Source organism: Chryseobacterium sp. 3008163 (assembly GCF_003669035.1).
In the GTDB taxonomy this organism is placed as follows: Bacteria; Bacteroidota; Bacteroidia; order Flavobacteriales; family Weeksellaceae; genus Chryseobacterium.
Genome location: NZ_CP033070.1, coordinates 2532827 through 2547302, shown reverse-complemented (window position 1 = coordinate 2547302; position 14476 = coordinate 2532827). Strand labels below are relative to the sequence as shown.

10 protein-coding genes and 2 pseudogenes are annotated in these 14476 nt (G+C 34.8%); all 12 read right to left on the bottom strand.

Features of this window, described 5'->3' with window-relative positions; all coding sequences use genetic code 11:
* Nucleotides 1-122: 122 nt before the first annotated feature.
* The 12 genes and pseudogenes from EAG08_RS22095 to murD all read right to left on the bottom strand — a co-directional run bounded on the left by EAG08_RS22095 (nt 123) and on the right by murD (nt 14441).
* Nucleotides 123-278 (bottom strand): hypothetical protein, encoded by a 156-nt coding sequence (locus tag EAG08_RS22095; protein ID WP_228446531.1) that lies wholly within the window; start codon nt 276-278, stop codon nt 123-125.
* Between the two features lie 94 nt (nt 279-372).
* Nucleotides 373-720, bottom strand: a complete 348-nt coding sequence (locus tag EAG08_RS11580) for a hypothetical protein (RefSeq protein ID WP_129535572.1) — start codon at nt 718-720, stop codon at nt 373-375.
* 4 nt (nt 721-724) lie between these two features.
* Entirely contained in the window at nt 725-2866 is a 2142-nt protein-coding gene (locus EAG08_RS11575) for a zincin-like metallopeptidase toxin domain-containing protein (protein ID WP_164998559.1), read from the bottom strand.
* A 124-nt stretch (nt 2867-2990) separates the two neighbouring features.
* A complete protein-coding gene (locus EAG08_RS11570) occupies nt 2991-3401 on the bottom strand; it encodes a BrxA/BrxB family bacilliredoxin (protein WP_129535570.1) in 411 nt (136 codons plus the stop codon).
* 486 nt (nt 3402-3887) lie between these two features.
* Nucleotides 3888-4334 (bottom strand): GatB/YqeY domain-containing protein, encoded by a 447-nt coding sequence (locus EAG08_RS11565; protein ID WP_129535569.1) that lies wholly within the window; start codon nt 4332-4334, stop codon nt 3888-3890.
* A 99-nt stretch (nt 4335-4433) separates the two neighbouring features.
* A pseudogene (gene ftsZ / locus EAG08_RS22950) lies at nt 4434-6338 on the bottom strand (cell division protein FtsZ).
* 83 nt (nt 6339-6421) lie between these two features.
* Entirely contained in the window at nt 6422-7807 is a 1386-nt protein-coding gene (gene ftsA / locus EAG08_RS11555; RefSeq protein ID WP_129535568.1) for a cell division protein FtsA, read from the bottom strand.
* Nucleotides 7808-7920: 113 nt separating this feature from the next.
* On the bottom strand, nt 7921-8892 hold the full coding sequence (locus EAG08_RS11550; protein WP_129535567.1) for a cell division protein FtsQ/DivIB: 972 nt from the start codon (nt 8890-8892) through the stop codon (nt 7921-7923).
* 60 nt (nt 8893-8952) lie between these two features.
* Complete coding sequence (locus tag EAG08_RS11545) at nt 8953-10254, bottom strand: UDP-N-acetylmuramate--L-alanine ligase (RefSeq protein WP_262696835.1); 1302 nt, start codon at nt 10252-10254, stop codon at nt 8953-8955.
* Nucleotides 10255-10604: 350 nt separating this feature from the next.
* Entirely contained in the window at nt 10605-11765 is a 1161-nt protein-coding gene (gene murG / locus EAG08_RS11540; RefSeq protein ID WP_129535566.1) for an undecaprenyldiphospho-muramoylpentapeptide beta-N-acetylglucosaminyltransferase, read from the bottom strand.
* A gap of 76 nt (nt 11766-11841) precedes the next feature.
* Nucleotides 11842-13082, bottom strand: a pseudogene (locus tag EAG08_RS11535) (FtsW/RodA/SpoVE family cell cycle protein).
* 12 nt (nt 13083-13094) lie between these two features.
* Nucleotides 13095-14441, bottom strand: a complete 1347-nt coding sequence (gene murD, locus EAG08_RS11530; RefSeq protein WP_129535565.1) for a UDP-N-acetylmuramoyl-L-alanine--D-glutamate ligase — start codon at nt 14439-14441, stop codon at nt 13095-13097.
* Between the last annotated feature and the right edge of the window lie 35 nt (nt 14442-14476).

Sequence of the window (14476 nt, the reverse complement as noted above, 5' to 3'; positions counted from 1 at the left end):
AATATCCAAATATCCATGAGGGGTTATGATATATAACAATTCTCCTGTTTCTGCATGAATTAAAATTCCCATACTTCTTTCTTCAATTCCCCATATTTCTCCATAAGAAATTGCGTAGTAATCTATTTTTTTCCTTCATATTTCCCATGAGAAATAGGATAATTCATTTCCTCTTTTGAGGTAAATGCAATTTCGTTAATACTATCAATACTTGAATATTTAATATTTCTATCTAAATAGCTTTTAATTTTATTATAGGCTTCTTCTTTTGTTATCATAATTATTTAATTTTTAAAGGAACTTTTTTTAAATTCCTTTTATCAAATTATTCTTAAATATCCAAATATCTATGTAGAACTGTGATTCAACATTCTATTGTTTATCGTAAGGAAAGGAAGGACTTATAAATTTTTTATCCTTTGCTTCTCCTTTATCATTGTAAATAATTTCAAAAACTCCATGGTCTGTTAGTATTCCTTTAACTTTCATCGTTTCTGCATCTACAATGCAATAATAAGGAGTTGGAATACCAAATACATCATGAGAAAAATCTACACTATAATGACTCCACTCTTTACCATCATACATTTTTCTTTTTTCACTATACATTGCATCCATAAATTCTAAATGCTCCTTTGTATTTCCATACTGAAATTTTAATTGGCCTAATACCCTTAAAGCAATTGCTATTACTTCTTTTTCTTTTGCTGTTTTTTCCATTTTATTACATTTTTTTATAATCAATACCTACTTTTTCTAACTTTTTGATTGCTTGTCCTAAAACCCATTCAGCATTTTCTAACTCTAATTCGTTAAACAAATGCTTCTTCTCCATTATTTTGTCATAAACCCATTTTTCTCGTTTATAAGTTCTTATACGTTGTTCTACCAATGTTCCAGCTGCTCCTTCCAAATAAGCTTCTTTTCCTAAAAGTTTAAATTCCAAAGCGTGCTGTATCTCATGGAAAGCTTCATAAAATGTAAACTTTTTCCTAAAGAATAACTCTCTGCTAGTTGGGGAAAATCCTGCCTGTGCACCACTTACATCTAAAAACTTATCTTCTCCTTTTCGCATAACCACTCCTACATCTCCCAAAACTTCTGCAATATACTTTTCAAGAGCCTTCATTTGCCTGTTATTCATAAACTCTCTTCCCAAAAATCTCCCACGCTTGCTTGCTGATTTCCCTTCCCAGCCTAACTCATCCAATAATTCATCAAAGAGTTCTTCTTCTCTTCCTAACATTTGGTTAAACTTGGTCTTTAAGTAATTAGCTAATCTCCCATTTTTTATCGCTTCTAACAATTCCAAAAACTCTTTTTCCAACCATTTATAAAGGTCTTTTGTGGAATTTGCAATTTTCCTCCCTAAGCCTTTTCCAAAATTGAGAGCTTTTGCTCCTGCCTGTTCTACTTTAGCTGTCAATCTACTAATTTTTGCAGAAGCTTCTGCAACTAATGAACTTCCACCTGTAAAGTAAGCAATAACAGCATCTAAAATCAATTCAAAGGCAACGCCTCCAATGAAATAAGCCCAAAAACACTCATTATAGTTAGAAATTTTTTTAGCCAAACCTGAGATAAAAGTAGAAATGTCTTTCCAAATTTTATCATCCGTAAAGAGTTTTTTAATCCCGTTAAGAAATTCTTTTGCATTTTTATCAAATAAATCTACAAAATCTTCTATAAACTCCAATTTTTCTTGGTGTTTTGCTAACTCCAAAGCACTCATTTTCTCTAATTCAAAAATAGGAAGTTTGTCCACTATCATTGCTAATAGCATAATAATCAATTGTACCAAAGAGATAAGCCCGTTGAGTATCCCACAAAGAAAAGCATTGATTTTTGCAATCTCCTGGTTTAATTTTTCACTAATCTGGCTTCCAATATTTGAAACAATATCCAGAACTTCATTAAATAAAACTTTTAGTTTATTATAAATATTCTTTATACTATCAGGCATGTTGTCTTCGATGAAGTTTTTCACAAGGAATGTAACAGCAAACAAAATATCATCAGTAATCGTAGGGGTTGTCTTGACAATATTAAAAACAGCAGCAGTGGAAATTTCATCAAATGAGGCTATAAACTCTGAAAGCTTTTTTAATCCTGCTTCAGCAATATTCTGAGTATTATCAGACATATTCTTATACTCATTGCAAGGGAACGGAACAGGAATAACAGGCTTATATTTTACCTCTTGTTTGGGATGCCCATTTACACCGATTTTATTTTGGTAATTGTTATACATAGGTTCTACATAAAACTTGATGTAATCGTAGTTTTCCTCTGTAAATTTCCATTTTTCAGTGGCTTCAATACCACCTCTTAACCAATCTGCTAATTGATTGTTTAATGAAGATACGTTTTTAAAAGCTTCGTTGATTTTACTTTTTTCAAGTATTTCTAAATAAATAGCACCTTTCAATAATGTATCATCAATTCCGAAATCTTTGGCAATTAGTTTGATGAGACCATTAAAATCTGAGACACTTCCATCTACTGTATTGCCATCATAGTTAATCGTTTTTCCTTTACTGTTATAGTCCTTTATTAATCTTTGCCTTGCATAATCTCCCATTTTCACCCTACAAGCTGTACCAAAAAAATTACTGGTGTTTTTGGAAGTCTCCTCGTAGTAAATAGTAAAGTAGTCAGACTCTATTTTGTCCTTTTCGTATTTGTCAAAAACTTCAATTCCACTTTTACAGAAAACAGCCTGGTGATGAACTATACTGTATTTTTCTGACTTGGGATAGCTGTCTTTTAACTCTGGAGGAACAACAAATGTTTCATAAAACACACTGTTTTCTCCTAAAGGACTGTCAATGTTTCTGTTTAAGACAAACTCTAATTTCTGTATCATAATCATTTGAATTTATTGTGAGCCAAATGTAGATACGTGTGACGGCAAAACTCGACGTGTTAAAAACAAAAAACCGTCACAAAATTTGTAACGGTTTCTATATAAAGCTTTTAATTACTTACTATTAGCAATATTCGTCATAAGCAGCCTGAAGGTTTGCAGCGATTGCTCCTGCAGGATTTCCTTCAATATGATGTCTTTCTAGCATGTGAACCAATTCTCCGTCTTTGAAAAGCGCTACACATGGTGAGCTTGGAGGGAATGGTGCCAAATGTTTTCTAGCCGCGTCAACTGCGTCTTTGTCAAAACCTGCAAATACAGTCGTTAAATGATCTGGTTTTTTCTCTCCAGTCAAAGAATAAACTACTCCTGGTCTTGCTGCCCCTGCCGCACATCCGCACACAGAGTTGATTACTAAAAGAGTCGTTCCAGACTGCTTCAAAGCATCTTCTACCTGTGCAGGAGTTTCTAAATCCTGAAAACCTTTATCTGTAAGTTCAGCCTTCATCGGCAATACTAAATCTGATGGATACATTTCTTGTAATTTTTAATTGTAGACAAATTTACAACATTTCTAAATTTATCTCAATTAATAAAAACTATTGATGAGTTCGCAAAACAAAATTAAAAACAATAATTACATATTTAAATCACACAATAATTTAATTATTAATAAAAATATTTAGTTAATATATAATAATTTTTTACTAATTTTGAAATGATTCTAAAAACGAGTTCCCATGAAAAAAAACTTATTAATTAAATTTTCTAAGACATATCAGAATAAATATGATATGAAATGTTGTATAGTTCCCAACCCTTTTAATTATCAATCAGTAAGTTTTTAGAATAACAAACCGGTAATTATGAGGAGTCTATCAAATATATGAAGCCCGAAACATAATGTTTCGGGCTTCGTTAATCAAATCGATATGCAAAGGTTGAATATCCAAAAAAATATAATTGATGATTTATAATTGATGAATGATATCAAACATCAATTATCATTCATCGATCATGTTTATGAAAGTAACTTCTTAGCCATCTCGGAAATACTTTTTCCGTCAGATTTTCCGGCTAAGTTTTTTGAAGCCAATCCCATCACTTTTCCTAAATCTTTGATAGATTCAGCGCCAGTTTCGGAAATAATCTGCTTGATTTCTGCTTCTAATTCTTCAGGAGATAATTGTGCAGGTAAAAATTTCTCAATGACTTTCATCTGAGCATCTTCCACTTCCGCCAAATCGTTTCTTCCCTGAGCTGTAAACTGCTCATAAGAATCTTTACGCTGTTTAATCATTCTCTGCAAAATTGCAATTTCCTGCTCAGGTGAAACTTCAGCTCCTAAAGCTTCGGTTTTCAGCAATAATATCTGAGATTTTACAGCACGCAGAGAATCTAAAGCCACTCTGTCTTTTGCTCTCATCGCTATTTTTATTGCTTCGCTTATAATAAGTTCTAAACTCATATTAATTAATTTAACAATGTATCAATGTAACAGTTTACCAATGAAATGCTTTGACAAGCTCAGCATGACAATTCGAGGTTGTTACATTGGTACATTATTTTAGTCTACGTCTTTATTTAAAAATCTGTTTTCTCTGATCTGCATATTTCCGTTGTTATCAGACAAATAGGTGTTTATATTTTGGTCTGATGCATTGGAACCGTCGATAGAGATGTTTTTTCTCTTGAAGGCAGGTACAGATTCAAACTCATTCACATGATCAAAATTCTGATAACGAGAGTTGAATTCTTTCAGCTTGTTTCTTCTTTCTGATGCTCTTTCCTGATCTGCAGGTTTGTTAACGAAAGTGAATTCAGATTCTGTATGTCTCGTAGTTTCAATTTCTACTCTTTTTCAACAACAGGTTTTTCTTCAGCTTTTGGCTGCTCTTGAGTCTGATAGAACGTTTCAACTTTATGAGTTATTTCCTCTACTCTCTCGATTACCGCAGAAGTTTCAACCTCATTTTTTGGCTGTCCGAAATCATATTTAGGTTCAGCAATCGGTTCGTTAACGGTAAAATTAAACTCAACAGCTTTTTCGTTCGAAAAATTATTGCTGAAAGAATTTTCTTTTGGCTCTTCTTTTTATTTTCAAAATCGAAAGAGAACGACTGAATTTCTAAATCATTCGGATCGTCATCAAAAGAAAACAAATTAACATCGTCTTGAGCACTTGGTTCTTCGTTTCTCCAGCTCTGAATAGGGCTTTCTAATGTATCTTCCTCTCTATCAGAGAATTTTATTTCAGTTTTCACATCTTCATCCTCGATCATCATTTTTTTTCAGAAGCCGACATCTTAAATTGTGACGCATCCTGATCTTCATCATCTAATCTGAAAAGGTTTTTTCCTCCAAAATCATACCCCTGCTCAGGCGTTACTTCTCTCTCATCTCTTGTTTTGAAAGGAGACGATTTTGGGTTATCCAAAGCATCATTTAAGCCAATTCTGATTTTCTCGGTAGGACCTGAAAACTTTTGGTTATCATTAGAAAAACCAGTCGCAATCACCAATACACTTACAGCATCGCCCAATTCTTCATCAGCACCAACTCCAAAAATGATATCAGCTGTGTGACCAGCTTCTTTCTGGATGTAATCCATGATGATACCGATTTCGTCCATCGTAGCTTCTTCTACACCACTTCTGATCAACAATAACACGTTTCTTGCGCCTGTAATTTTGTTGTCATTCAATAATGGAGAATCTAATGCTTTTCTAACCGCTTCTTCAGCTTTATTTTCACCTGAAGCTGTTCCTGTAGACATTAATGCCGTACCTGAATTCTGAAGCACAGATTTAGCATCTCTAAAGTCAATGTTGACATCAAAGTAACCGGTAATAACCTCTGCCATCCCTTTTGCAGCGTTGGTTAAAACTTCATCGGCTTTTGAGAATCCTTGTTTGAAACCAAGATTTCCGAATTGCTGTCTTAATTTATCATTGTTGATCACAATTAATGAATCAACATTATTTCTTAATTTTTCTAGTCCAAGTTCTGCCTGATCCAATCTTCTTTTCCCTTCAAAGCTGAAAGGAACGGTAACGATACCTACCGTAAGAATTCCCATGTCTTTGGCAACTTTAGCAATAACCGGAGCAGCACCCGTTCCGGTACCACCACCCATTCCTGCGGTGATGAAAACCATCTTGGTGTTTTGTCCCATTGCAGCTTTGATTTCTTCAATACTTTCTATCGCTGCTTTTTCACCCACTTCAGGATCTGCACCTGCTCCAAGACCTTCAGTAATGTTTATTCCCAACTGAACCTTATTTGAAACCGGATTATTATCTAAAGTCTGCGCATCGGTATTGCAAATCACGAAATCTACCCCGTGAATTCCTTTTTCGTACATGTGTTTTAGGGCATTGTTTCCACCGCCACCAACACCGATAACTTTAATGATCGAAGAATTTCCTTTTGGCAGATCAAATGAAAATCCTTGTGTGCCTATATTTTCCATACTTATATTTTTTTATAATTGATAATCGACTATGATAGCTGATGAGCATATCTTTCATCGCTTATCATTCATCATTTATATTTTTATTCTACTTCTTCAAAGAATTTTTTCACCTTTTCCATCAGAGACTGCCCGAAAGTAGGTTTCGAAGGTCTTGATGTTGTTACAGGAGCTTTAAACTCTTCTTCAATAGTTTGATTAACTGAAGTTTGAGATTCAGAACTAGCAATAGCTTGTTGCTCTTTTTGCTCAACTTTCGCTTCAACCTGAATTTCAAGTTCCTCTTCTACAGCAACCGTTTTTTTATCTCTGATTTTCAAACTTTCCATCAGCAAACCGATAGACGTTGCAAATTCCGGTCCTTTAAGATACTGGTTTTTATCGTTTGCAATATATTCATTTGCGAAACCAATTCTACTATCGAATCCTGTTGTATAATTTGCCAGCTGACGAAGATGTTTCAAATTTGAACCACCGCCTGTCAGAACAATTCCAGCGATCAGTTTTTTCTTCTGTTCAAATGCTCCGTAAGCCTTTAATTCAGTGTTCACCATTTCCAAAATTTCTTCCACTCTCGCATTGATGATCTGCGCTAAAGTTTTAAGGGAAATTTCTTTATCAGGTCTTCCGTGAAGTCCTGGAATGGTAACAAATGTGCTGTCTTTTTCCAACTCAGGAACTGCAGAACCGAACTTAACCTTTAATTGCTCGGCATGCTTTTCAATAATTGAACAACCTTCTTTGATGTCTTCCGTGATAATTCCGCCTCCGTAAGGGATGACGCAAGTATGACGGATGATATTATCTTTAAAAATAGCAATATCTGTAGTACCACCACCGATGTCTACAATTGCTACTCCTGCTTCTTTTTCTTCTTTAGTTAAAACGGCTTCAGAAGATGCTAAAGGCTCTAAAGTAAGCGCCTCCATCTCCAAACCTGCTTCTCTTACACATCTTGCGATGTTTCTGATGCTTCCCATTTGTCCTACAACAACATGGAAATTGGCTTCAAGACGTTTTCCGTGCATCCCGACAGGCTCCTGAATTTCACCTTCAGAATCAACCTTATATTCCTGCGGAAGAACGTGGATAATTTCCTCGCCCGGCAACATAACCAGTTTTTTCACTTGGTCTTTTAACGCTTCAATGTCATCATCTGTGATGAATCTGTCCGGATTCTCACGCATAATATAATCTGAATGCTGCAATGAACGAATGTGTTTACCCGCAATTCCTACAGTGACCTTATGGATAGGTACACCTGCACTTGACTGTGCTTCTGCCACAGCTGCTTTAATAGAGTTAATGGTTTGTGAAATATTATTCACAATTCCTTTATGAACTCCAAGACTTTTGGCCTTACCAACACCGAGAATTTCTATTTTCCCGTGTGCATTCCTCCTTCCGACAATGGCGACAATCTTGGTTGTCCCGATGTCAAGACCTACTGAATACTCTTGATTTTCCATTGTGTATATCGATTTGATTTAATTACTTATTTAATTTAATAGGCTTGCCTATTTTTTTGATTTGATAGGATTTTATTCTATCCTTTGTTAAGTCATCCCTTCGGGACTCTTTTTTATTCTATCTTGACCTTTGCCTTCGGCTTTGGCTTTGTGGCCGGTTTCTTTTCAGGAGTTTTCTTTTTCTCCTTTGGTTTGACGACTGCTTTAGGCTTTGTATTTTCTTTTGGTTTTAAAGAAGTTGAACTCGCCTTTTTTACTGCTGGTTTCAGATTGACTTCTGCTTTTTTAACAGGAGCCACTGCAACTGGAGTTTTAGCCAAATCTTTATGTCCTGCTTTTAAAATACTGTCATTCTCTTTAAAATAAGGATTCAAAGTCGTTACAATCTGATTCTGATATTTTACAGAAACCATACTGTACTTCTGGGGGTCTTGAAACACAAGATATTTCTCAACAAACGTTTTAAAACCTTTTACTTTTAATTCAATATTATCTAAATCTCCAATCTCCACTTTATAATTTCCTTCACTCGTCAAAAGATTGTAGCTGTCTTTATATTTTGAAATTCCAATAAAATATTTTTTGCTGAAATCATCTTTGTCAATTTTATCAACCAATTCTGCCAGCTTTTCATATTCATCTTTCTTCACATCGCCCGTCACCAGCATGCATGGATGAGAATACGTTCTTGAGATAGGAAATTCTGTTCCTTTTTCGTCTACATAAAAATCTTTTCCATTATAATTTAATCTAAAAACAGGAACTCTCTGTTTGATATCTAAATTCAGTTTTCCATTTAAATTTAAATAAACATTGGCGCTGTCGACCGCCGGAAGTGCATTGATTTTTTTTTCCAGTTCCGGAATATTTAAATCTCCAACTTTTCCTGACGGATTTTCTTTGATGACGATTTGTTTGATGTCTTTTTCGTCAATAAAGTACACCGGAGTTTTCTCATTCATTTTTACAGAAATTTTCTCATCCGTAATCTTCTGACCACTGAATTTCTTCAACGAGAAACTCAGCAGGAACCCAAGAATGATCACTGTGATGGCAATTTTTAAAATTCTGTATTTGTTTTTCATTGTTTCTAAGATGGTAGATTTTAGACGTCAAATTTCAGACATTTAAAATTTTATTTATTTTTAATTATTTCCTAACCACTCACAAATCGGGTCATACAGTGTATCAATATTTCCTGCACCAACCGTGAGTAAAATATCAAACTCCTTTTCTTTTATTTTATTAAAAGCTTCAGACAAACCTGAAATTTCTTTTTTATCTAAACTCACTTTTTCCAACAACCAATCTGAAGTAATACCTTCAAAATTTTCCTGAAGTTCTCTTGCCGGATAAATGTCGAGCAAAATCAATTCTTCAGAATTACTTAAACTTTCAGCAAATCCATCCACAAAATCTCTCGTTCTACTGAATAAATGCGGCTGAAAAACAACCAACAATTTTTTATCTGGATAAAACGTTTTGATCGAACCAACTACAGCATTTATTTCTGTCGGATGATGAGCATAATCGTCAATGTAAATTTTACCGCTCGGATAAATATGTTTCGTGTATCTTCTTTTTATGCCTTTAAAATTGGCAATTGCTTTCTTTAAAATTTCAAAATCAACTCCCAGATTATTCAGAATTGCCAACGCAACCGTGGCATTTTCGACATTGTGAATTCCAGGAACATCCCAGACAAAATCTTTTATAGTTTCTGTCGGAGTATGAAAATCGAAGTAGATTTTATCATAATCCATACGAAGATTGTCTGAGTAATAATCTGCAACTTCATTCACAGCGTAAGTTTTATGTGCTCTTCCAATCTCAATTCCTTTTCTTACAAAAAGCTGTTTATCATCAGGAACCAAAGCTGCAAACTGTCTGAAACCCTCTTCAATTGTATTTTTATCTCCATAAATATCCAGATGATCTGCATCTGTTGAAGTAATCACCGCCCAATCCGGAGAAAGGTTGAGGAAGCTTCTGTCGTATTCATCGGCTTCCACCACAGAATACTGAGTTCCATTATAAAGGAAATTTGATTTAAAATTTTCAGAAATTCCACCTAAAAAACATGAGAAAGGCAAATCTGCTTCTTTGCATAAATGTGAAACCAAAGTAGACGTTGTTGTCTTTCCATGAGTTCCTGCAACTGCGATGCAGTCTGTATTATCGGTGATTAAACCTAAAACTTTTGCACGTTTTAAAACTTCAAAGCTATTTTCATTAAAATAATCTAAAATCCCAAGCTTTTTGATTGCCGGAGTGTAGATGACCAATGTATTTTCTTGCTGAAGTGACGTGATTTTATCATCAATAATATCTTCAAAAACAATATCAATTCCCTCTTCCATCAAAGCCGTCGTCAATTTTGTATTGGTTTTATCGTACCCCAAAACTTTCTTTCCCGAAGCATGGAAATAACGCGCCAAAGCACTCATCCCAATACCTCCGATTCCGACGAAGTAAAAATTTTGATATGTTTCTAAAATTTTCGTTTTTTTAGATGAAAAATAATTTTTAATTAATAGTTCTGCTTCTGAGCTATATTTTTGGCTATAATCAATGAAGTTAATTTGTCCTTCGTAAAAGTTTTTTAAAACCTCTATTTCATTATATCCTTTTATTCCTCTTTCTTCATAAATTTTAGTTAGCTCTTCCCTAAGATTATAACTACTACTTGAGAGTTCATTAAATACTTCATTACTACTTGGATTTGTATCCAAATATTCTGCAAATTGTTTCAAATAAAGATTTAAAACATTATCAAGATCTGTATTTATGTTACTCATTATTTAATCACTTTAAAAATCTCATCCACAATCTCCTTCGCCGCATTGGGTTTGGCAAAATATTTCAGATTGACAGACATTTCTTTTCTTACATTTTCGTTTTCGCAGATTCCTGATAATGTATCCCAGAATTTATCCTGCATTTCAGAGTCTTTGACCATTTTGGCTGCATTTTTCTCAACCAAATTCATCGCATTTTTAGTTTGATGATCTTCCGCCGCAAATGGAAACGGAACCAACAAAACCGGCTTTTGAGCAACAGCCAACTCTGAAATGGCAATCGCTCCAGCTCTTGAAACAATGACATCTGCTGCTGAATAGGCAGTTTCCATGTCTTTGATGAATTCCTTTATTTGGATCTGATTGCTAGTTGTTGGTTGTTGATTGCCTGAATTTCCATCACCTGACAACTGACAACTATCAACAATCTCTTTGTAGTCCAATTTTCCGGTTTGCCAGATTAACTGATATCCTTTTTCTTTTAATTTATCTAAATTGTCTTTCCAGCCGTTGTTTAATGTTCTGGAGCCCAAAGAACCGCCTACTGAAAGAATGGTGAGTTTATTTTGATCCAAACCCATTTTTTCTTTTGCATGAGAGGTTTGCTGCATTCCTGAAATGATATTTTCACGAATCGGATTACCTAAAAACTTTATTTTTTCTGACGGAAAACCTTCCACTTTCGGATAGGCTGTAAAAACGGCTTTTGCTTTTTTACTTAATATTTTATTCGTCACTCCTGCATGCGCATTCTGCTCCTGAATAAAAATCGGAATTCCCATTTTACTCGCTTCGTACAAAGCCGGTCCGCTCGCAAAACCGCCTGTTCCGACTGCGAAATCCGGAGCGAAATTTTTAATTATTTTTTTAGATTTAGATAAACTTTTCAAAATCTTGAAAGGCAAACCTAAATTGGATAACATATTTCCCCTGTCGATTCCAGCAATGTCAATTCCTTCGATTTTGTAGCCAGCTTGCGGAACTTTTTCCATTTCCATCTTTCCGTTGGCACCAATGAACAAAAATTCTGCATCAGGAAATCTTTTTTTGATCTCATCTGCAATAGCAATCGCCGGGAAGATGTGTCCTCCTGTTCCCCCTCCGGATAATAATACACGGATGGCTTTTGGCTTTTGGCTGTTTGCTGATTGATTGTTCATTTTATATCAATTAATTGATTCGTTTTTTTGATAAGGTTTTATCCTATCCTTTATTAAATTGTCCCTTCGGGACTACTTAAGCAATGTCGTTTATTTCGACAATGCTTTGTTTTTTGCCCATTCCTTCTTCATCGTATATCTGGATTCTTGAGCTTATATTTAAAATAATTCCTAACTGTAAATAGGTTACCAACATGGATGTTCCACCATAACTTATTAATGGCAACGGCTGTCCGGTAACCGGTATCAGATTGACTGCAACGGCAATATTAACCGCTAATTGCACAAAAATCATCACCCCGAGACTGAGCACGAGCAACGACCCGAAAAATGCGGGCATCTTACTCGCAATCATCACTATTCTGATAATCATAATGAGATACATACTGATCAGGAAAACCGCTCCTATTGCGCCATATTCTTCAACAATTACTGCAAAAATAAAATCTGAGGCAGACTGTGGAAGCATTTGTTTTAATGCGCTTTTTCCAGGTCCCATTCCGGTAATTCCACCGTGAACGATCGCAGCTTTTGCCTGCATTACCTGATAGTTTTTTGCCTTTACACTTTCATCATCAACATCGGCAGTTTTTGCTTTGCTTGAGGTAAAAGTTTCAATACGGCTCATCCATGTATGTACACGGTTTCCGCCGATCAAATTGGTATTTAATGCAACCAATAAAAACAGAACAATCGCTACAAATGAAGACGAAATAAATCCTGCAATGTACTTCCAGTGAAGCTGTCCGATGATCAAAACGATTACTGAAACCATTAAAATCATCAAAGCCGTAGAACCGTTATCTTTCGCAACAAGTACAAAAACCAATAAAATCGGCCCAAAAATAAAACCGACATTTTCACCAACAGTACGCTCTCTGGTTATCTTTTAGTTAAATATCTGCACAAGTAAATAATCAACATCAGGAAAGCAAATGATGAAGGCTGAAATGAAATCGGTGTTCCCGGAATTTTCAACCATCTTGAGGCACTCGCTCCGTCAATCGTTTGTCCGGTAAACATCGTAACGACCAATAAGAGGATCATTAAACCAAGCAAAATACTGCTGAGTTTGCCAATGTATTCGTATTTGACCACACCAACGAATCTCATGATAACTAAACCTAAGACCACAAAAAACATATGCTTCATAACGTGACCCGTTGTGGTTCCGTTATTGACAATGTATTCCAAATTTGAACTTGCAGAATACACCGGGAAAATCGAGAAAATAGAGATCACAATAATGACCATCCAAAGCACTTTATCGCCCTTTAGATATTCAAATTTGTTTTCTTCTGTGTATTGTTCGTTCATATTTCTTTGCTTTTAGCTATTGCTATTAGCTGTTGCTCTTAAAACCTGTTCTTTAAACTGATTGCCGCGGTCTTCGTAATTTTTAAATAAATCGAAGCTAGCGCAACATGGTGATAATAAAACCGTATCGCCATTTTTGGCTAATGATTTTGAAATTTTCACCGCTTCTTCCATGCTGGAAGTATCATAAATAAACTCTTTCTTGTCTTTAAAAAAGTCTATAATTTTTTGATTGTCAAGTCCTAGGCAAACAATTGCTTTTACTTTTCTTTTAACTAAATTTTCAATTTCTGAGTAGTCATTTCCTTTATCCTGTCCGCCAACGATCCAAACGGTTGGGGTTTTCATACTTTCTAAAGCGTAATATGTTGCATTCACATTAGTTGCTTTGCTGTCGTTGATGAATTTTACACCATCAATTTCAGTTACCAATTCCAGTCTGTGCTCAACCGCCTGAAAGGTCATTAATGAATTCCTGATACTTTCATTATTGATTTCCAATATTTTACCTGCAATTGAAGCGGCTAAGCTGTTGGCAACGTTGTGGGTTCCCATTAATGACAATTCTTCAATTTTCATCGAGAATTGATCTTTAAGCTTTACAATTAATTCTTCATCATCAATAAAACCTCCTTCACTCAATTTTTCTTTAGTAGAAAAAGGAATCATTTTCGCTTTGATTTCAAACTTTTCAAGAATATTTTTACTCATTTCGTCATCTTTATTATAGATGAAAAAATTATCATTTTCCTGATTTTCAGCTATTCTGAATTTTGCCAAAGCATATTCTTCGTAGTTGTAATTGTATTGGTCTAAATGATCCTGAGACAAATTCAACAGTAAAGAAATATATGGTCTGAAGTTCTGAATATCATCCAATTGGAAAGAACTTACCTCCAAAACATAATATTCATGATTCTCATCTGCTACCTGCTTTGCAAAACTGTAACCAATGTTTCCGCCCAAACCTACATTCATTCCGTCACTTTTCAGAATGTAGTAAATCAAAGACGTTGTCGTTGTTTTTCCGTTGCTTCCGGTGATGGCGATAATCTTTGCGTTGGTAAATTCTGAAGCAAATTCTATTTCCGAAGAAATTCTGATTCCCTTCATATGAATTTTGTGAATCATCTCTGCCTTTTTCGGAATTCCGGGGCTTTTTACAATCCAATCTGCACTTAAGATTCTTGCTTCATCATGGTTTCCTTCCTCAAATTCAATTTCATTTTCTGTCAGAAACTGCTTATAGTTATCCTTAATGGCTCCTTTGTCTGAAAGAAATACTTCCAAACCTTTCTTTTTAGCCAAATAAGCAGCACCACAACCGCTTTCTCCACCTCCTAAAACAACTATTTTCATATAATTTGCTTTACGCATTAGGCTTTAAGCTTAAA

Bases quoted from the DNA above. Each gene is read 5' to 3' on its own strand.
- EAG08_RS22095 (WP_228446531.1), bottom strand. From the start codon at position 278: ATGATAACAAAAGAAGAAGCCTATAATAAAATTAAAAGCTATTTAGAT.
- EAG08_RS11580 (WP_129535572.1), bottom strand. From the start codon at position 720: ATGGAAAAAACAGCAAAAGAAAAAGAAGTAATAGCAATTGCTTTAAGG.
- EAG08_RS11575 (WP_164998559.1), bottom strand. From the start codon at position 2,866: ATGATACAGAAATTAGAGTTTGTCTTAAACAGAAACATTGACAGTCCT.
- EAG08_RS11570 (WP_129535570.1), bottom strand. From the start codon at position 3,401: ATGTATCCATCAGATTTAGTATTGCCGATGAAGGCTGAACTTACAGAT.
- EAG08_RS11565 (WP_129535569.1), bottom strand. From the start codon at position 4,334: ATGAGTTTAGAACTTATTATAAGCGAAGCAATAAAAATAGCGATGAGA.
- ftsA (WP_129535568.1), bottom strand. From the start codon at position 7,807: ATGGAAAATCAAGAGTATTCAGTAGGTCTTGACATCGGGACAACCAAG.
- EAG08_RS11550 (WP_129535567.1), bottom strand. From the start codon at position 8,892: ATGAAAAACAAATACAGAATTTTAAAAATTGCCATCACAGTGATCATT.
- EAG08_RS11545 (WP_262696835.1), bottom strand. From the start codon at position 10,254: ATGAGTGCTTTGGCGCGTTATTTCCATGCTTCGGGAAAGAAAGTTTTG.
- murG (WP_129535566.1), bottom strand. From the start codon at position 11,765: ATGAACAATCAATCAGCAAACAGCCAAAAGCCAAAAGCCATCCGTGTA.
- murD (WP_129535565.1), bottom strand. From the start codon at position 14,441: ATGAAAATAGTTGTTTTAGGAGGTGGAGAAAGCGGTTGTGGTGCTGCT.